Here is a 19,469-nt window from a genome sequence, read left to right as displayed (position 1 = left end):
GGAGAAAACATGAACAAAATTACACGTCGAGAACTGATTAAGCAGACTGGATTGGGGGTTGGCGCTGTTGCTGCAATCAGTCTGATAGGATGCTCTAAAACTGACTCTGCATCTTCCGAGAATACTCGTGCGAGTACAGCTGAAAATGATACGCCCAAAAAAGGCGGTGTGATCAAAATTGGAGTAATCAACGGCAATCAAGCAGGTAATTTAGATGCGCACAAGCCTATTGGTATGTCCAGTGCATTTAGAGGTTGGCCTTTATATGCAAAATTATGGGAATGGGGTAGAGATATCCAGCCTAAACTCGCACTTGCTGAATTTGCGGAGCCGAATAATGATGGGACGAAATGGACCATTCGCTTAAAAAAAGGACTCGAATTTCATCATGGTAAGACGATTACTGCTGATGATGTTATTTTCTCCTTACGCCGTTTGACGGACCCTAAACTCGCTTCTCCATTTGCTGCCTATCTTTATTCATTGCAACGAGATGGAGTTAAGAAGGTCGATGAATACACCGTTGAGATCCCTTTTGCTCAAGGAAAAGGCTTAGTTGCTTTACCTGAGGCATGGATGAGTTGGGGAGGGATTGTTCCTACAGATTATGACCCAGTTAAAAATGTGGTCGGGGCTGGGCCCTTTAAGCTTGACAGTTTTACACCAGGTCAACGTTCACGCTTTGTTCGTTTTGAAAACTATTGGAAAGAAAATAAGCCTTATGCTGATGCAATCGAAATCATTGATTTTAAAGATCAGACAGGACGTCTTGCTGCTTTGCAATCGGGTCAAATTGACATTGCTTCAGGGGTAAGTGCCGAGCATATTTCTTTAATTCAAGCCAATAAACGACTGAATCTGGTTTCCTCAGAAACTGATGCTTGGCAATCTTTTGATATGAATACCTTAAAAGCACCTTTTAATGATTCTCGGGTACGACAAGCTTTTAGATTGATTGCCAATAGAGATGATTTGGTTAAACGGGCTTTGGCTGGACAAGGACGAGTTGCAAATGATCTCTATTCCTTTAGTGATCCTGTATATGACCACAGTATTGCGCAACGTAAGCAAGATTTAAATAAAGCGAAGGCGTTGTTGAAAGAAGCTGGTTTTAGCAATAGCTTGGCGATTGATTTATATACAGGTCCAGATAGCAATGCTGCATTGGTTTTTGCTCAGCATGCAGCTCAGGCGGGTGTTATCGTTAATGTTAAACAGGTTGAAGCTGCCACCTTTGCTGATGCTGTAAAACAGGATTGGGCATTTAGTACAGGTTCAAACGTTTCACGACCTTTTTTATTAACCGTCTTGCAAATTGATGGGCCAGGTGCGGCAAATAATAAAACCCGATTTAACAATGAACGTTTTACTGAATTGGTTCATACCGCATTACAACAGCCTGATTTGGAAAAACGCAAAGTTCTCATTCATGAAGCACAGCATATTCAACATGAGCAAGGTGGTTTGCTCATTTGGGGTTTTAACCATGTACTCGATGCACATTCGAACCAAATTGGTGGCGTAACACCCGATCGCACAGGCTTTGCTGCGTGGCGTACAGATGAATTTTGGCGTAGGGGGTGACCGCTATGACAACGCAATCCAGCAAAATAGAGACAGCCATTCCACATCAAACAATGACGAGATCATTTGAAATACCAGCATGGTTACCTTGGTTTTTCACACGGTTGTTGTCAGGTGTATTGGTTGTATTGGTGATTAGTCTTATTGTATTTATTGCCACACAAGCACTCCCATCTGATCCGGCTCGCGTCATTTTGGGCCCAGAAGCACCGGAAGCGACAGTTCAAATTCTTCGTGAACAATTGGGCCTGAATGATCCAATACTGCTTCAATACTGGCATTGGTTGAGTCAATTATTGCAAGGTAATTTTGGCCGTTCGATTGATTCCAATGTCCCTGTTGTGCAGATTGTTCAGAATTATTTTGGTAATACCGTTGCATTAACGATCTTGGTGATTGTCATTACTGTACCAATTTCTGTGGTACTGGGTGTATGGCTGTCACTCCGTCGAGATAGCAAACTCGATCGTATTATTGTTTCTAGCTCTATTCTATTCAAGGCTGTTCCTGGATTTGTAATAGCAATCTGGCTCATGATGTTTTTCTCAACCTCAATCCTGCACATATTGCCAGCAGCATCTTTGTTGATTCCAGAGCAGTCAGCTTTTAGCCAAATCGAGTTTTTAGTTTTACCGATTTTAACTTTGGCTTTATCGCTTATTCCATATCTGATGCGGTTGGTGCGCGGTTCCATGATTGACGCACTTGAGTCGGACTATGTGACCTCTGCACGATTACGTGGTATTCCTGAGCGACGGATCATATGGAAACATGTTTTACCCAATGCACTGGTGCCAGTGGTGCAGGGAACAGCCCTCACCATACGAGTTCTGCTGAGCGGTGCACTCATCATTGAGGTGGTGTTCAGTTATCCCGGTATTGGTAATGCACTCAATGCCGCAATTGAATTAAGAGATATCCCAACCATTCAAGCCATTGTTTTATTGCTCACCATTTGTGTAGTGGTGGTCAATTTAATTGCAGATTTAATCACAACCTTACTCACCCCCAAGATACGAACAGCCAAAAGGCATAAAGCACGTTCGCCAGGTCGTCGTCAGGCGCTACGGTTATGGAAGTCGGGTCGGCCCATTACGGTAAAACCTTTTGACCGCCGCAATGCGTTAAAGAACCTTCAGCAAGGAGGTGGGAAATGAGCTCACTTCATTGGTACCAAAGAAATTTTTTTCAAACCTTAATTCGTGAAAGACAAGTACGGTTTGGATTTGTTGTCACAGCTCTAGTTTTAATTTTTGCACTGGTTGGCCCGCTACTGGTTCCATTTGAACCCACTGCATTAGTCGGCATGACGTATGGCCCGCCTGAAGGAAAATCATTTTTAGGTTATGACTATATTGGTCATGATGTCTGGTCACGTGTCCTTGCTGGTGGGGCTTCTATTATCTGGATGACACTGGCTGCCAGTTTGGTTGCATTAATTATTGGTTCTAGTTTAGGCATATTCGCTGCTTTTGCCCGAAATAAGATTGATCAGTTCGTGACTTGGCTGACTGATGTTTTTATGGCCTTTCCGGATCTTATATTGGTCTTGCTTATCGTTTCAATGTTAGGTCGGGAACCTTGGCTCATTGTTTTAACGGTTTCAATTGCTTTTATTCCTGGGGTCGTGCGTCTTGCGCGAAGCGTTGCACTGAATCTGGTGGAACAAGAATATATCGAAGCAGCTAGAATGCTTGGGTACTCAAAAACCTATATTTTATTTCGTGAAATTTTACCCAACATGTTGACGCCTTTACTCATCCATTTGGGTGTGATGCTGACATGGGCTGTGGGTATGTTATCTGGTTTGGCTTTTCTTGGTTATGGTGTGGCACCTCCAGCAGCAGATTGGGGACTCATGATTAATGAAAATCGCGCTGGTTTATTGGTACAGCCATGGGCGGTATTTGCTCCTGTCATCTTAATTGCCTTGTTTGCACTCGGAACCAATGTATTGGCTGAGGGCGTTGGACGTGCAGCGGCTCGGATTGAGGAAAAATAAGCATGGCATATCTATTTAAAAATACCGTATTAACGGTAAAAGACTTAACCGTGGCATTGGTCAACACCGGCAATCACATCGTTTCTGATATTTCATTTAGCCTACGAGAAGGAGAAGTTCTAGGGCTAGTTGGAGAAAGTGGCTCAGGTAAAACCACATTATCAAGTGCTTTATTAGGCTATGCACGCTATGGAGCCAAGATTATTCAAGGCTCAATTGAGCTAGAGAATCAAGATATTCTCAGTTTAGATGATCATGCTTTGCGTCAGGTTCGTGGTTATAAAATCAGTCATGTCGCCCAAGATCCTGGAACAGCACTCAACCCAGCATTAAGTATTGGACAACATTTATTTGAATTATTAGATGTCCATCAGACACAGTTATCGAGCGCTGAAAAATACCAAAAGGTTGCCAAAATTTTAAATGAAGTGGGATTACCGCAGGATGAGCTATTTCTCAAACGCTATCCTCATCAGCTTTCGGGTGGGCAACAACAACGAATTTTATTGGCCTTGGCATTCTTGCTACAGCCACGTTTGATCGTTCTGGATGAGCCAACCACCGCATTAGATGTGACGACCCAGACCTTGGTGTTGAACATCATTCGTAAATTATGTCGGGAATATCATGTTGCGGCTATTTACGTATCGCATGACTTAACGGTGGTCAAAGATATTGCAGATCGGGTGATTGTTCTGTATTCGGGTCGAATTGCAGAAGATGCGGTATTAACCCAACTATTTGAAACTCCTAAGCACCCTTATACGCAAGGTTTACTGAACGCCATTCCCGATGTGGCCATTCGTAAATATTTATCTCCAATTGAAGGACATGCTCCTTCGCCCAATGAGCGCCCAGTAGGATGTGCTTTTGCGGCACGTTGTGCTTTCGCTACAGATATATGTCGTCAAAAACAACCTGAATTAACTCAATTAAAAGATCAGTTTGATTCGCATTTTGTTGCTTGTCACCATTCGGATCATGTCGGTGTGATTCATTTTAAAGAGATTGATCATCAAGTGATTGAAAGAGAAACAGACAGAGAAGCTTTATTAAAAGTTGAACATATTCATGCATGGTATGGGCAGCAACAGGCACTTTTTGATATCTCATTTCAACTTAAAAAAGGCGAGTGTTTAGCATTGGTAGGTGAGTCGGGCTCGGGTAAGACCACGTTATCGCGTGTCATTGCTGGACTGAATGAAAATGCAGATGGAAAAATTACATTAGCAGATGAAGTCTTGTCGTTGCGTGGGCAACAGCGTCATTTGCAGCAGCGGCATAAACTGCAATATATCTTTCAAAACCCTTATAAGGCTTTGAATCCAGCGCATACGATTGGTCAGACATTAATTAAAGTTGTACAGCATTTCTTTGGAGCATCTCGACAAGACGCCATAGCAAAAGTCACACAGGTACTTCAACAAGTCTCTCTGCCTATACAAGTTCAAGAACTCTATCCAAGAGATTTATCGGGTGGGGAGCGACAACGCGTGGCTATCGCACGCGCTTTGCTATGCCAACCTGATGTTTTGATTTGTGATGAGATTACATCTGCTTTGGATGTTTCAGTTCAGGCTTCCATCTTAAAACTGCTACAAGACCTCCAACAGCAAGGGGTGACCTTACTATTTGTGACCCATAACCTAGGGGTTGTTCGTGCAATCGCAGATCGAGTCGCCGTATTAAAAAATGGACATATTGTTGAATATGGCGAAACAGATCAAGTGCTGAGTCACCCTCAACATACATATACCAAAACTTTGCTTACTCATGCGCCAAGCTTGTTTAAAAACAAGGTACTTGAAGTTTGCGCATAAAAAAGAACAGATTTTCCGGAGTTAACAATGAACGACATTAACCAACGTAATTTTTTAGAATTAGGTAGTATCAGGCATATTCAAAGTGAGCAAGAAGCACTTGATATTGCAAAAGAGGTGGCGGATCAACTGAATCAATTTGCTCGAGACCCCAGTTATAACAAGACCGTGCCTTATGAACAAGCTCGCTTAATTTCAGAAGCGGGTTTAACTGCGATTATTGTACCCAAGCAATTTGGGGGCTTAGGCGCCAGTATTTCAACCTTGGTCAATGTGGTGAAAATTATTTCATCCGCAGATGGTGGTGTCGGACAGTTATTACAGATTCACTTCACCATGTTCCGAGGCGTTTTAACGGGCTATGATGATGAAATTCGTGATCAGTTACTGGGTGATATCTTAAGCGGAAAGCGTTTGGGCAATGCACTTGCAGAAGTGGGTGGCAAAGATAAATTTCAGCATAAGACGCGTGTAGAGCGAAATTCAGAAGGGCAATTAATATTAAATGGTAGTAAATTCTATTCTACCGGCTCTTTACTCGCAGAATGGATTTCCTTATTTGCTGGGAGTGATGATGGACCAGTCTCGATTTTAATTCATCGTGATACGCAGGGAGTCGAGTTGCTCGATGACTGGGATGCAATGGGACAAAATAATAGTGTCAGTGGCACTGTTAATTTTAAAGATGTGATTGTTGATGAACGTTATGTTGCCAAGCGGAATACCGGTGGTTTGGGCACGGTTTTACGTACAGGACTCACTTGGCCTCAAATTCTACATGCTGCAATGGACACAGGAATTGCCAAAGGAGCCCTACAAGGTGGGATTGATTATTTACAACATCATGCTCGACCTTGGGTAGAAAGTGGCGTCGATTCGCCTACACATGAACCTCATATCATCAAACAGATTGGTGAATTCGCTGTTTTAGTTCGTTCAGCTGAGGCATTATTGGATCGTTCAGCACAGATTTTTGAACAGCATTTGGCAAATGTAGAGGATGAAGATTTACAAACTGAACTGATTTTATCGGTTGCTGCTACCCGTAGTCAGTCTGATCATGCATCTTTAAAAATTTCGAGTGAAATTTTTGGATTACTTGGGGCAAGTTCAACTTTATCGAAATGGAACCTAGACCGCTTCTGGCGAAATGCACGAACTCACACCACGCATGATCCAATTCGCTGGAGGCTCTATCATGTTGGAAATTATTATTTAAATAATATTCCACCAGGAGAATACAACTCCGTACTTCTAAAGAAGCAGGCGGAAAATGTGACTAAATTTTCTAAGTAAAATGAAGTCAATAAAAAAAGGTTGTCATCATGACAACCTTTTTAATTTTAAAGTATTAAGCCACTTGAGTTTGAATAGAAATATCCTGTGCAAGCCATTCACGAACATTAATTTGTGCAGGAATAAAGTTCCAGCGATAGAGAAAATCACTCAAGTCTTGTAAAGCAATAATAGAGATTTCATCAAAGTTAGTGTTCAGTTTCAGATGTGCATCTGCACCATATGCTGCATGAACCCATTGCTCACTGCTATTACATTCTTTTGCTAAATAACGATGGGTTTCATCTGCATGTGCATGTGCCCATTGTTCTGCTTGTAAAACAGCATCAACAATCGATTGGGCTTGTTCTGGATATTGCGTTAGAAAATCTTCATCAACAGTGAGCGTTCTCGGTGTTCCATTATTGGAGCGTAGAATAGGATCTGGATGTGAGCCAATATCAATAATGGTATGCAGGGCGAAATCATGGGCAATCTGCGCAGCATGTGCACCTTTTAGAAAAATGGCATCCACATCACCTTTAATTAATGCCACGATCTCTGCATTTGCGCTGATTTTGTTGCGATTACCATAAAAGCTAGAATCATTTTCTTCTGGCTGTTGTTGTTGTGCTGTTAAAATATCTGCTCGTAAACAATCGACTAATTCAAGATCGCTTACCTCCAAATTTACTGTCTTTAAGGCATTCTCTAAACCACGAATCGCCTGTGCACGCGAGAAATCAATAATTGCATCCTGATTGAATGGAATTCCAAAACGTTTATCTTTTAGGTCTGCAACCGTTTTGATGTTTGAGTCGTAGCGTGTTAACAATAATTGGACTTCATCAGCCCAAGATAATCCAATCACTTTAGTTTTTTGACCAGATGCATATGCCCAGATTGCAGGAATACTGCCACCGTGTCGAACTGAATTGGCAAGCGTATGATTAAAATGAGAGTTACGAATATCTTTGGAATTTGATTCTCGAATTGATTTTATTTCAATCTGCTGCTCATTAAACTTTTCTTTGAGCCAGCCTTTTTGAATTGAAATGCCTAGGCCTGTTGGTACAGGGCAGCGCGTGTACCAAAGCGTATTTAAGGGTTGAGTTTGAAGTGTTGTCATCATGACATCCTTTTGTGATTTTTATGCTTTAAAGCAAAATTGATGCCATTTATTAAATTGTTGATATTTATTAATTATTTTTAATATCGTTTTTTATGATGTTGATATATCAAATTTTGTTGCGATTACAGCAAATCAATTTCTATAGTGTTTTAAAATCAACACCCCCATAAATAGCCATCTATAAAAGTAATATAAAACAAAGAATTAAAATATTTTTTCAGATCATTAATTTGGCATGAATCTCGCACTCATACAAAATCTCAAATTTTTACTATCTTTTATGTTTAAAAATTATCCATTATTACGAAGTTTGGCTTTGTATCGCTTTATGCCATTTCGTTTCTTATTAACGGCGACTTTATTTGTTATTGCGAATATCGGCTTGGCACTGCAACAATATTCAATCGGACATGCGATTGATAGCTTAAAACATAGTGAAAGAGAAACTTTATTTCAGCATGCGCTTTCTGATCCTTTAAATCCTTGGTTCTGGTTTATTCTACTTAGCAGTATCGCTGGCATGAGGGCAGTTGTTCAGTATCTGGCAGGGCTGAGTGCTTTAACTATTGGTCAGCAATTACTGAGTATTTTAAGAGAAAGAATCTTTTCCCAAGTACAGCATTTAGATGTTTCATGGCACTGGAAGCATGGGCTGGGAGAAGTGTTATCCCGAACTACCCGTGATTCAGATAAATTAAAAGAAGCATTGATCAATTTCTGGCGACAAGTATTTGAGTCAAGTCTGGTTGTTGCTGTGACCGTCGGACTGTTGTGCTGGTACCATCCTTGGCTCGGATTAGTTCCTTTATTCTTTATTTTTTTAGGGCTTGGGGTTCTATTTAAACTGACCAATCAATTGGTGGTATTGGATCATCAAGTTGCATCTACCTACGAAAAAGTCAGTGATAGCTTAGCGGAAAGCGTGAATGGGATTCGGGTGGTCAAAGCGTTTCAACTCGAACAGAAACTTTTACAGCGCTTTAATCATGCCGTAGATCTATTTATTCATCATTCCATTCAGACCATCAGCACAAGTGCGAAACGCTTACCTATCCCCCAAGTGATTATTGCATGCTCTTATTTGTGGGTCATCGCTTTTGGTGCTTATTTAATTGGACAAAATCAGTTGCAAGTGGGGCAATTTGTCGCTGCCATTCTGATGGCAAATTTATTGGTGTTTCGTATTGAAAGCATTGGTCAGGTCTTACATATTTTTGCTGATGCACGTTCGTCTGCGACAAGAATCTGGCAAATGTTAGATCAGAAGTCCGCAATTGAAGATCCACAATATCCGCTGTCTTGGCAAGGAAATGATGAGTTAAACATTCGATTAGAAAATGTCAGCTTTCAAGATAAGACAACGCAAAAGTATATTCTAAAACACTGTCATGTTGAATTTAGAGCAGGTGAAATCGTCACTGTAGTCGGTAAAACTGGCTCAGGTAAAACGACTTTGATGAATTTACTCAATCGGTTTATTGACCCAACAGAAGGGCAAGTTTCGATTGGCTCTGAGCAAACGGGCTGGACGAATATCAAAGATTTAAGCCTAGTTGAATTACGCCATTTGGTTCAGATCATTCCTCAGGAAAATTTCTTTTTTAGCGGTACATTGGCAGACAACTTAAGAGTTGCTAAGCAAGATGCAACTGAGCAAGAGATGAGGGATGCTCTACATTTAGCCTCTGCATCAGAACTATTACAACGACTTGATGGAGGATTAGATACGTTGATTGGGGACAAAGGAGTTACCTTGTCAGGAGGGCAAAAACAACGTCTTGCTTTGGCCCGTTCTATTCTAAAGAATTCACCCATTTTAGCTTTAGATGATTCAAGCAGTGCCTTGGATGCGACCACAGAAAAACAGGTTTTACAGCGGCTTTCAGCACTTTCTGGCAGTGGCAACCCTTTGAATAAAACAATCATTATTAATTCGAATAAACAAACCACGATTGCATTGTCTGATCGAGTGATTGTGCTTGATCAGGGCCACATTATTGCCCAAGGCACGCATCTTGAATTAGTTCGAGATTGTTTATTTTATCGTGAGTTGATGGGCTTTCAGTTACAACAGCAGGAGATGAATGCATGAATAGCAGTGTTAAAAATTTCCGCCCATTCGCAAAATCAGCTGATCTACAAATCGAAGAAAATTTGGCAAATACCTCAATTCATAGAGCAATGCTAAAAAAACTTATTCCTTTGGTTTATCCCATTCGCTACTTGCTGCTCGCGTTAATTGTGGTAGAGATTTTACAAGTGATGAGTGTTTTTGTTCGACCTTGGGTGGTGAAATATATTTTAGATTCGGGCTTTCAACAGATTGCTGGAAAAGCAGTATTGCATCAGCCTGTTTTATTGATTGCGATGAGCATTTTAACCTTGAGTTGGATGTGTCGTTTTGCTTTAGCAGGTGTATCAAAATACCTTTCAGGCCGGGCAGCTTTGAAAGTGATTAATGGTTTAAGACGTTCTCTATTTCAGCATATCCAAAGTTTAAATATCGGCTATTTTGATCGTACCAAGGCTGGCAGGATTATTTCACGGGCCGATCGTGATGTCGAAACGCTAGAGCCTGTTTTAATACAAGGGCCACCAGAGCTACTTTCCGCAATTTTGCGTTGTGGATTAGCTTCAGTACTGCTTTGGCATATCTATCCACCTTTCTTTTGGTGCTTATTTGCGACGCTCCCCATTTTATTTGGGATGACTGCAATTTTTAAGAAATCATCGCAAAAACATTGGGGGCGAGTTGCAGAGGAACGCAGTCGATTTACTGCTCATTTGGTTGAAACAGTAAATGGAGCAAAAATCATTCAGCAGTTAAATTACACCGCAACCAATCAATCTCGTTATCAAGAATTATTGAAAGACTTTAATCATTCTATTATTTATGGCAGTAAGCGGACCAGTTGGTTTGCACCTTTTACAGGCTTACTTTCAACGCTAGCCACTGCTGGATTTATTGTGATTGGTAGTTATGCTTATAGTGACGGCATCATTAGTATTGGCCAGTTTGCAGAAAGTATTTTCTATGTATTTTTATTTTTAGCACCCTTACAGGAACTGACTGATCTATTTGAACGTTATGCCAATGGGGCAGCATGTGCACAACGTATATTTTTACTTTTAGATACCCAATCTACGATTCAAGAACAACCGAATGCGGTGAAGCTTGTACAGTTGAATGGTCATATTCGATTTCAGTCGGTCGATTTTGCTTATACCCACAAACCTGTTTTACAAAATTTTAATTTGGAGATTGAAGCTGGAAAAATCGTTGCGATTGTCGGGCCAACAGGACATGGCAAAAGTACCATGGCACAGTTGCTAACACGGTTTTATGAACCCCAGCAGGGTGGAATTTTTCTAGACCGTTATCCAATAGAGAGTATTCAGCTTGCCAGTTTAAGACAGCATGTCAGTATTGTTTTACAAGATAATGTTTTATTTAGTGGAACAATTTTAGATAACTTGCGTCTAGTTCAACCTCAGGCTTCAGATCAGCAACTGATTCAGGTAATTGAAGAGTTAGAGGCCGATGAGATATTACAGCAGCTATCGCAAGGCTATTTCACCGAAGTAGGAGCGCTTGGTAAAAATCTTAGTCATGGACAAAGGCAACTTGTTTGTCTGGTTCGTGCTTATTTGGCAAACCCTAAAATATTAATTCTAGATGAAGCGACTTCTGCAATTGATATTTATACTGAGCAAAAAATACAATATGCGCTTAGACGCTTATGCCAAAATAGAACCTGTATAGTCATTGCACATCGGCTCAGTACCATTCGTGAGGCGGATAAAATTGTTGTTATTGAAAATGGTCATGTCGTAGAGCAAGGTTCGCATGAGCAGTTAATGCAGCAACAGGCAGCTTATTTTCAATTGTATCAGTCCTATCTACAAAATCAGCTTGTCTAGCGGTCTGCAAATTTAAAAACTGTAGTTTTATAAACATTTTTTTGAATCATTGTTTAAATTTAAACAATGATTCTTTTGTTTTTTCACTCAATATGTTGATAATTATAAATAAAATATTTGGCATTGGCTTTGCTATATCGGTTTAGATCGTTAAGGAAGCTTATATGCGTACATATTTTTCTCAATTCATCCTTCACTCCACACTTTTTGCACTGAGTACACTTACTGCCTCAATTGCGATGGCAAATGATCAAAAGAATTTGTCAGAGAAAGAGGATGCCATCACATTACAATCTGTGGTTGTCACAGGCTCTAGACGCGCAATTCATAGTTCGCTCGATGCGCCTGCGCCTGTTGATATTTTAACTGCTAAAGACTTACAACAGACTGGAGCAACTGATCTTGCTGCGGCGTTAACACGGTTGTCTCCTTCTGTGAGTTTACCGAGTTCTCCTGCAGGTGGTTTTGGTGCATCAGTTCCACCCAGTATTGCGCTCAGAGGATTATCTGCGGATCAAACTCTAATTTTAATTAATGGAAAACGTCGACATACATCCGCTTATTTCACCCGCCAAGCATATGCTGGTGGAAGGGGAGCAGCAGTAACTGATTTAAGTTTAATTCCAGTGAGTGCGATTGAACGCATAGAAATCTTGCGGGATGGCGCTGCGGCCCAATATGGCTCGGATGCAATCGCTGGTGTTGTGAATATTATCTTGAAATCACGTGATCATGGGGGTGGGGTAAGTTATCAAACGGGTGGCTATACCCAAGGAGATGGTGAACAGCACAAAGTTAATCTTTGGAAAGGTTTTGCGCTCCCTAATGATGGTGCTTTGACGGTTGCATTAGATTTAGGCAAACGCGAAGCTGCAAGTAACACGGCACCTGATACGCGAACTTTTTATGATGGTTCAACCAAAGCTCAATATACAGAACAAAATACACCCTATCGAACGTGGAAATTTGGTTCACCCGAACAAAAAGATCAAGTCAATGTGACTGCCAATCTAGATTTACCTTTGACAGATGACCTTGCACTTTATGGTTTTAGTAGCTATGGCCATCGCAAAACAATAGGTGAAAACTTTTATGAACCACCAACGACCAAAACAGTACTGAATCAATCCAGCTATTTTAAAGAACGTTATCCAGATGGACGCTCGCCATTGAGCTTAGTCACTGTAGATGATTTTGCCACCACAGTTGGAGTGAAAAAAGGGGAGTTGAAGTCAGGTAAATATGATCTTTATGCGACCTATGGGCAAAATAAAGTCAGCACAGAACAAGGCAATGGTATTAACCCAAGTTATGGCTCAAACGCTCCTTCAAACTATGACTTGGGCGAAAATATTTTTTCGCAATTAAATACAGGGCTCGATTATAGCCGTGATATTGCAATTGATGGGTTGGCAAGTCCGCTGACGTTGTCTACAGGGGGTTTATATCGTTGGGAGCAATATAAGCAAAATGCTGGTGATCCGATAGCCTATACCCGCGGTCCATATTTTAATCCAAGCACAACTTTAGGCGTTGGTGTTCCAGGGATATATGCCGGAATCACAGACCAAGATCAACGAAAAATTAGTCGTGATGTTTATGGTGTCTATCTAGATTTAGAAGCAGATATTATTAAAGACTTGAATGTGGGCGCAGCTGTTCGAAGTGAAAAATATTCAGACTTTGGGTCGACCACAAACGGAAAATTGTTTGCTAAATATGATGTATCACCTCAATTTGCGGTACGGGGTTCAATCAATACAGGCTATCGAGCGCCGTCATTGGCACAACAAGGATATTCTGCTTATAGCGTACAAACAGTACAAACCGCTTCAGGTTGGCAAGATGTGCAACAACGTACTTTAGTTGCAGGCAGTGAGGCGGCTTTACTTATTGGCGGAAACTCACTTAAACCTGAGAAATCGACGAATTATTCTTTAGGTTTTGTGTGGAAGCCACTTGCGAATACCTCAGCAACTTTGGACCTTTATCAAATCGATATTAAAAATCGTATTTTGCTTTCAGACAATATTACTGGAAGTGTAATCACCAATGCTTTTGCCAATACAGCATATGCAAACATTGCCAATGTGGCGTTCTTTAATAATTTACTCGACACACGTACCCAAGGCTTAGAGCTCGCGCTTAAGCATGATTTAAACCTTGACCAATATGGCAAGTTAAATCTGAACCTCGGTCTGGGCTATAACAAAAATGAAATCACAGAAACCAGAGATTCTATCACCGCAAAAGGTGAGCGAATTCCGGTTTCAAGCATTGCAGGACGAAATACACAAAGCCTGATTGAGTCTGCTGCACCGAAAACCAAGCTGACGCTTGGCGCACTTTGGTCAAATCAAGCGTGGAGTGTCAATACCGCAGTCCGTCGCTATGATCAATGGACCACTTTAAATAATACCAACACTGCATTAGATCAGACTTTTGATCCGCAGTGGATTGCAGATTTGGATATCGGCTACAAAGCGGATGCATTTGTGAAAGGTCTGAAGTTCAATTTAGGGGCGATCAATTTATTGAATAGCCATCCGGATAAAGCCAAAGATTCTTCGGTCGGCAACATTGTCAAATATAGTTTTAATGCGCCTGAAGGAGCATTTGGAACGTATTTGTATGGTCGCGTAAGTTACGAATTTTAAATCAAAAATGATGAAACAAATTTTAAGGTAAATGACAATGCAACCTACTTTTTTATCAACGTTATGCAAATTTTCTTTAGTCACCACGATGTTAACTTCGAGTGGTTTGACCTTTGCTCAACCAGCTCCTACGCTTCAAGATCAATATGGAGATGGCCGGGTTTCCGAGTTTTATACATGGAAATCGGCGATTCCAGCACAGGCAGGAAAATTATTAAGAACAGAGCCTATCCATAACCCGTATATTCGCTTGGCAAATGACAGTCAGGCCATTCGAATTCTTTATAGTTCGACCAGTGGCAAAGATAGCAAAACACCGATTGTGGTTTCCGGCAGTATTCATTTACCGAAAGGAACGCCACCGAAAGAAGGTTGGCCAGTGGTGTTATGGGCACATGGGACTGTAGGCTTGGCCGATGCCTGTGCGCCGTCTTGGAGTGGTCGATCATACCGTGATGTACAGTATTTAAATCGTTGGCTGAAAGAAGGATTCGCCGTGGTGGCTACAGATTATGAAGGTCTGGGGGTTGCTGGGCCGCATTTGTTAATCAATAACCCCATGCTGGCCTATAGTATTTTAGATAGTGGTCGAGCTGCTCTAAAAGCAAAGTTACCCCTTGCAAATAAGTTTGTGATTGTTGGCCAATCTCAAGGAGGTGCTGGCGCTGTTGCGGCTTCTTCCTATTCGGCTACGTATGCACCTGACTTAAATATTAAAGGTTCAATTGGTACAGGCGTGATTTATCAAGATCCTGAGGCGACCCCTGAAAAGAATCAGCTAAAGTTAAATCCTTATGAAGTCAGTCCGTCGCTTGCTTATGGCATCTATAGTTTTTTAGTGACGCAAAGTTTATATCCAGAAATAAAAACAGAAGATATTTTTACGCCTGAAGCAGTGCCTTTAGTTGAACAAGCAAGAAATGCGTGCTTAACCAGCTTTATGGGGGATATTCAATCTGCGGGTCTTTCGCCAGCACAAGCGTATAAACCTCATCCACCTGCAAACTATAAAAAGCTGCAAGAGCAACAATCGAATGATTATGGTTATTATCCGACATTAAAAATCAGTCACCCACTCTTTATCGGAACAGGGGCAAACGACCGCACCCCTGATGCCCGATCTCAAATGAAGCTGGTGGCCGATGCGTGTAAAGCGGGTACCGTGGTCGAAGGCCATTTGTATCATGGCTTAGGGCATAGCGAGACCGTTAATGCTTCATTACAAGATTCGATTCCATTTGCTAAAAAGGTGATTGCGGGAGAGAAAGTTCAGGCTATTTGTAAGCCTGACTTACAATAAAAGATGACATAAAGATTTTCTCACTAAAGAGAATCTTTATTGTAAAAAGCCGCTCTTCAAAGATGTTGAAGAGCGGCTTTATGCTTTAAATGTTTAAGCGATGCGCTTTAATCTTTTTGCAGCCTCTTCACGTACAGCAGGGATGATATAGCGGCCATAATCGACCGTGTCATAGATCGGATCGTAGCCACGATTTAAAAAGGTGGTAACGCCTAAATCTACATAATCGAGTAATGCCGCAATAATGGTATCTGGTGTACCCACCAAGGCAGTGGTATCACCATAAGCGCCTACAGCAGTGGCTGTGGGCATCCATAAGGCACGATCATGTCGATCACCTTGTTGCGCTGCTGCCAATAAGCGTTGTGAACCAATTCCTTTGATTTTATGCCCTGACAATGTGCCGTTATTCTGAAAAGTTGGATTGTTCTGAATATCGGCAAGAATCTGTTCTGCGCGCTGCCACGCAAGTTCTTCAGTTGGGCCAATAATAAGGCGTACGGATAAGCTAACAGGAGGCTGCGGTTTATTGGCGTGTTCTGCTGCGAGCTTTAATTTAGTAATTTGCTCTTTTACACCAGCTAGTGGTTCCCCCCATAGTGAATACAGGTCTGCATGGCGAACTGCAATATCATAGGCAATATCGGATGAGCCACCGAATGAAATCGGGATTGTTCCGTTAACTGGCTTTAACGGACAGAAAGCATTATCTAACTTAAAGTACGTACCTTGATAGCTAATGGGCTGATCGCTCTTCCATAGTTTCTGGATGATATCCAGATATTCTCCCGTCCGTTCATAACGTTGAACTTTATCGACAAGATAATCACCTTCTTGAGGTTCAGCTGTAATTCCCGTAATTGTATGTAAACGGATTCTTCCGCCACCTGTCGTATGGTCAAGTGTCGCAAAAGAACGCGCAGCCAGATTTGGTGATACAAGCGCGGGACGATGGGCAATCATAAACCCGAGTTGCTCAGTATGCTGTGCTAGATAAGCTGCGATTTGTGTACTATCAGGGCTGCTTGGTCCGCTCGCAATTAAGACTTTATCAAAACCCGCATATTCATGTGCCCGTGCATGATAACGTAGATAGTCGAGGTCTATTTTATGACCAATACGTTTCCCTTTGGTTTCTGACCATTGATTGGGAAAAACCATACCAACAAATTCGATGCTCATTATTAAACCTATTTTATGGATTTTTAACCAATGAGCAAAATAAATGCCAAGTTTAAACTGATATAAAATAGGTGATTAGGAAATAGGATTTTAATTATCTGTCTAAATTTGATCAGAAGCATCTGGATTCTGCTTGAAAATCAACATTTCATAAAATGAGAATTATATTGTTAATAAAGTTATAAGAGTGATTTTTTAGGTGAATAAATATTTAATTCATGGATTAAATATCTGTAATTGTTATTTATCAGTTTTGTAATTGAACTGTACTATTCTATTTTAATATCATCCTCATCTATTTAAAGGATTAATTATGAAATCCTATTTGGATAATGATTATAAAGTAATTACTTTGCCAGATAACGGGGTACCTGTAAAACCAATTCGAGCAAAAGCAATTATTTTCTCAGATCAAAACTCCCGTAAATTGTTAAATCAAGTTGAAACCATTGCTCCAAGCTCTGCCAGTGTTATTATTCAAGGTGAATCGGGCACGGGTAAAGAGTTGATTGCACGTGAAATTCATTTAAAAAGTGACCGTAAAAACAAACCTTTTCTTGCGGTGAACTGTGGTGCGCTGGTTGAAACATTAGCTGAGTCTGAGTTATTTGGCTATGAGGCCGGTGCCTTTACCGGAGCACATAAAACACGTGCTGGTATTTTTGAAACAGCAGATGGTGGTACTTTGTTCTTGGACGAGGTGGGAGAGTTGCCGCTGTCTCTACAAGTCAAGCTATTACGTGTACTGCAAGAAAAAGAAGTGATGCGCGTAGGTGGCCGTAAACCGATTCCAATCGACGTACGTATTCTGTCTGGTACGCATGTCGATTTGCGTAAGGCTGTGGCTGAAAACAAGTTTAGACTCGATTTATACTACCGTTTGAATGTCGTGGTACTGAATATTTTGCCATTACGGGAACGTAAGGGCGATATTTTACCTTTAGTCGATTTTTTCTTAAATTCATATTCTCAGAAGCTGATTACCACCAAGCCAAATATTAGTGATCGAGCAAGAAATGCACTGCTGAATTATAGTTGGCCAGGGAATATTCGAGAGTTGGAAAACAATATTCATTATGCGTTGCTGATGAGTAGTGGTAAAACGATTGATATTGAACATCTGCGATTTTCTGAAAATGGTGGATCAGCAGCATTACCTGATAGTGATTTAATTCAGGAGTTTGAAGATATCCTGAAGCGTTTATTTCAGGAATATGATGGGGAAGCTTGGCATATTATTGAAGATAAGATTGTGAATACCGCATTTTCAAGTTGCTGGAATAATCAGGTCAAGACTGCAAAAATGTTAGGCCTTTCGCGCAATGTTTTGCGCAACCTTTTGTCTCGCTATAATTTATTGCCCAATAAGAATGAAAATGAAATTGCATAGAAAAAATAGTCTATTTTAAGAACATCCATCTTTGAGCTATGGATGTTCTTTTTTTATGGTTGTTAATTTAGTGATCCATAAACCTAATTCAAATAACAGCCACATAGGGACAGCAAGAGCCAGCATACTGAACACATCTGGAGGGGTAATGAACATTGCAATAAAAAAGAAGAATACAATGATGTGTTTGCGATGTTGTTCTAATTGTTGAATAGAGAGAATTCCAATAAAAATAAGAATGTAAGTCAAAACTGGAATTTGAAATGCCAGACCAAAAGCAAGAAAAAGCTTTAAACAGAAATCCAGATAGCTATTGATATCCGTCATCGGTAATACATTTTCAGGAGAAGCCAATACAAAGAATTTCAAGGCTAAGGGTAAGATTAGGCCATAAGCAAACAAAAGACCGAGATAAAATAAAAAAATACTGGAAAGAGCTAGCGCGACACCAAATCTTTTCTCGTTTTGGTAGAGTGCAGGTGCAACAAATTGCCAAAACTGATACAGGATAAAGGGAATACTCACTAGAATTGCCAGATAAATGTTGAGCTTGAACGGCGCTAAGAATGTACCCATGACATCCGTTGCAATCATGGTTGAGTTAACAGGTAACAATGAGATTAAAGGTCGAGCAAGAACATGGTAGTTTTGTTGGGCAAGCGGCAGAAGCACTAAAAAAATAGCAACAACCGCACCAATGCTATAGATCAAACGCTTTCTTAACTCTTTTAGGTGTTCGCTATATTTCATTTCAGTGAGGTTTTCACTGACGAGATGTTCAGTCATGCGGCTTGATCCTCATTGAATTTATTGACTGTTTTAAAATGAGTTAAAAATGGCGTCCTTAACTTGTCATATGATTGGATATAGACATAATCCGTGGTGTACGTTGCTGTAGTTCTTTGTTCCATAGCAACAGTGGATTGTACATTTTCAATTTCTTGTTGCATGAGCGCGAGTTGTTGTTTGAGCTGTTCTTCATTTTGTTTTATTTTTTGCAGCTCTTCTTGCATGATTCTTTTGAGTTCAATCAATTCCAGTTCATTCTCTAGATCATTCTGGATTTTATGAAGCTGGTTTTTAATTGCTCTATATTTGACTAGTACCGTTCTTAATGTTTGAGGAAGCTTTTCAGGCCCTAAAATGATGAGGGCAATAACTCCAAAAGCAAATAGTTCCCCAAAACTGATATTAAACATGACAATA

Annotated in this window: 14 protein-coding genes; 10 read left to right on the top strand and 4 right to left on the bottom strand. The window is 40.6% G+C overall.

From position 1 onward, the window contains the following. Positions 1-9: 9 nt before the first annotated feature. From F895_RS15620 to F895_RS15640, 5 genes are read left to right on the top strand one after another with little or no spacing between them, the layout of a single operon-like run. Positions 10-1,584, top strand: coding sequence for an ABC transporter substrate-binding protein (locus F895_RS15620; protein ID WP_005239131.1), 1,575 nt, complete (start codon positions 10-12; stop codon positions 1,582-1,584). A 5-nt stretch (positions 1,585-1,589) separates the two neighbouring features. Beyond that, positions 1,590-2,741 (top strand): ABC transporter permease, encoded by a 1,152-nt coding sequence (locus F895_RS15625; RefSeq protein ID WP_005239130.1) that lies wholly within the window; start codon positions 1,590-1,592, stop codon positions 2,739-2,741. Then, on the top strand, positions 2,738-3,586 hold the full coding sequence (locus tag F895_RS15630) for an ABC transporter permease (RefSeq protein WP_005239129.1): 849 nt from the start codon (positions 2,738-2,740) through the stop codon (positions 3,584-3,586). Before F895_RS15625 ends, F895_RS15630 begins: the two co-directional genes overlap by 4 nt. 2 nt (positions 3,587-3,588) lie before the next feature. Then, positions 3,589-5,406 carry a dipeptide ABC transporter ATP-binding protein gene (locus tag F895_RS15635; RefSeq protein ID WP_005239127.1) on the top strand — a complete coding sequence of 606 codons (1,818 nt, stop codon included), beginning with the start codon at positions 3,589-3,591 and terminating at the stop codon, positions 5,404-5,406. A gap of 27 nt (positions 5,407-5,433) precedes the next feature. Next, a complete protein-coding gene (locus F895_RS15640) occupies positions 5,434-6,702 on the top strand; it encodes an acyl-CoA dehydrogenase family protein (RefSeq protein WP_005239125.1) in 1,269 nt (422 codons plus the stop codon). 55 nt (positions 6,703-6,757) lie between these two features. Here the strand turns inward: F895_RS15640 and F895_RS15645 are convergent, their stop codons facing one another. After that, the gene (locus F895_RS15645; protein WP_005239123.1) at positions 6,758-7,810 is read right to left on the bottom strand and encodes an ABC transporter substrate-binding protein; all 1,053 of its coding nucleotides are present in this window, start codon (positions 7,808-7,810) and stop codon (positions 6,758-6,760) included. A gap of 283 nt (positions 7,811-8,093) precedes the next feature. On the opposite strand from F895_RS15645, the gene F895_RS15650 reads away from it, so the two are divergent. The 4 genes from F895_RS15650 to F895_RS15665 all read left to right on the top strand — a co-directional run bounded on the left by F895_RS15650 (position 8,094) and on the right by F895_RS15665 (position 15,691). Then, positions 8,094-9,905 (top strand): ABC transporter ATP-binding protein, encoded by a 1,812-nt coding sequence (locus F895_RS15650; protein WP_128568549.1) that lies wholly within the window; start codon positions 8,094-8,096, stop codon positions 9,903-9,905. Further along, positions 9,902-11,734, top strand: a complete 1,833-nt coding sequence (locus tag F895_RS15655; RefSeq protein ID WP_005239111.1) for an ABC transporter ATP-binding protein — start codon at positions 9,902-9,904, stop codon at positions 11,732-11,734. The genes F895_RS15650 and F895_RS15655 overlap by 4 nt, the downstream gene beginning before the upstream one ends. 164 nt (positions 11,735-11,898) lie before the next feature. Then, positions 11,899-14,391: a TonB-dependent receptor plug domain-containing protein gene (locus F895_RS15660; RefSeq protein WP_005239109.1), complete on the top strand. Its 2,493-nt coding sequence runs from the start codon at positions 11,899-11,901 to the stop codon at positions 14,389-14,391. A 37-nt stretch (positions 14,392-14,428) separates the two neighbouring features. Continuing rightward, a complete protein-coding gene (locus F895_RS15665) occupies positions 14,429-15,691 on the top strand; it encodes a lipase family protein (RefSeq protein ID WP_005239101.1) in 1,263 nt (420 codons plus the stop codon). Between the two features lie 93 nt (positions 15,692-15,784). Here F895_RS15665 and F895_RS15670 read toward each other — a convergent pair whose 3' ends face one another. After that, positions 15,785-16,873, bottom strand: a complete 1,089-nt coding sequence (locus F895_RS15670) for an LLM class flavin-dependent oxidoreductase (RefSeq protein ID WP_005239100.1) — start codon at positions 16,871-16,873, stop codon at positions 15,785-15,787. 313 nt (positions 16,874-17,186) lie between these two features. Here F895_RS15670 and F895_RS15675 point away from each other — a divergent pair, with 313 nt between their 5' ends. Further along, a complete protein-coding gene (locus tag F895_RS15675; RefSeq protein ID WP_005239099.1) occupies positions 17,187-18,263 on the top strand; it encodes a sigma-54 interaction domain-containing protein in 1,077 nt (358 codons plus the stop codon). Positions 18,264-18,299: 36 nt separating this feature from the next. On the opposite strand, the gene tatC is transcribed toward F895_RS15675, so the two are convergent. Further along, positions 18,300-19,049, bottom strand: a complete 750-nt coding sequence (gene tatC, locus F895_RS15680; RefSeq protein ID WP_005239098.1) for a twin-arginine translocase subunit TatC — start codon at positions 19,047-19,049, stop codon at positions 18,300-18,302. Next, positions 19,046-19,462, bottom strand: a complete 417-nt coding sequence (gene tatB / locus F895_RS15685; protein ID WP_005239097.1) for a Sec-independent protein translocase protein TatB — start codon at positions 19,460-19,462, stop codon at positions 19,046-19,048. Before tatB ends, tatC begins: the two co-directional genes overlap by 4 nt. Between the last annotated feature and the right edge of the window lie 7 nt (positions 19,463-19,469).

The organism is Acinetobacter sp. CIP 64.2, from assembly GCF_000369645.1.
Taxonomy (GTDB): domain Bacteria; phylum Pseudomonadota; class Gammaproteobacteria; order Pseudomonadales; family Moraxellaceae; genus Acinetobacter.
The sequence above is the reverse complement of the archived record's forward strand: the minus strand, read 5'-3'. Positions and strand labels throughout refer to the sequence as shown.

Coding starts and splice junctions, on each gene's coding strand:
- F895_RS15620 (WP_005239131.1), top strand. CDS start 10: ATGAACAAAATTACACGTCGAGAACTGATTAAGCAGACTGGATTGGGG.
- F895_RS15625 (WP_005239130.1), top strand. CDS start 1,590: ATGACAACGCAATCCAGCAAAATAGAGACAGCCATTCCACATCAAACA.
- F895_RS15630 (WP_005239129.1), top strand. CDS start 2,738: ATGAGCTCACTTCATTGGTACCAAAGAAATTTTTTTCAAACCTTAATT.
- F895_RS15635 (WP_005239127.1), top strand. CDS start 3,589: ATGGCATATCTATTTAAAAATACCGTATTAACGGTAAAAGACTTAACC.
- F895_RS15640 (WP_005239125.1), top strand. CDS start 5,434: ATGAACGACATTAACCAACGTAATTTTTTAGAATTAGGTAGTATCAGG.
- F895_RS15645 (WP_005239123.1), bottom strand. CDS start 7,810: ATGACAACACTTCAAACTCAACCCTTAAATACGCTTTGGTACACGCGC.
- F895_RS15650 (WP_128568549.1), top strand. CDS start 8,094: ATGTTTAAAAATTATCCATTATTACGAAGTTTGGCTTTGTATCGCTTT.
- F895_RS15655 (WP_005239111.1), top strand. CDS start 9,902: ATGAATAGCAGTGTTAAAAATTTCCGCCCATTCGCAAAATCAGCTGAT.
- F895_RS15660 (WP_005239109.1), top strand. CDS start 11,899: ATGCGTACATATTTTTCTCAATTCATCCTTCACTCCACACTTTTTGCA.
- F895_RS15665 (WP_005239101.1), top strand. CDS start 14,429: ATGCAACCTACTTTTTTATCAACGTTATGCAAATTTTCTTTAGTCACC.
- F895_RS15670 (WP_005239100.1), bottom strand. CDS start 16,873: ATGAGCATCGAATTTGTTGGTATGGTTTTTCCCAATCAATGGTCAGAA.
- F895_RS15675 (WP_005239099.1), top strand. CDS start 17,187: ATGAAATCCTATTTGGATAATGATTATAAAGTAATTACTTTGCCAGAT.
- tatC (WP_005239098.1), bottom strand. CDS start 19,049: ATGACTGAACATCTCGTCAGTGAAAACCTCACTGAAATGAAATATAGC.
- tatB (WP_005239097.1), bottom strand. CDS start 19,462: ATGTTTAATATCAGTTTTGGGGAACTATTTGCTTTTGGAGTTATTGCC.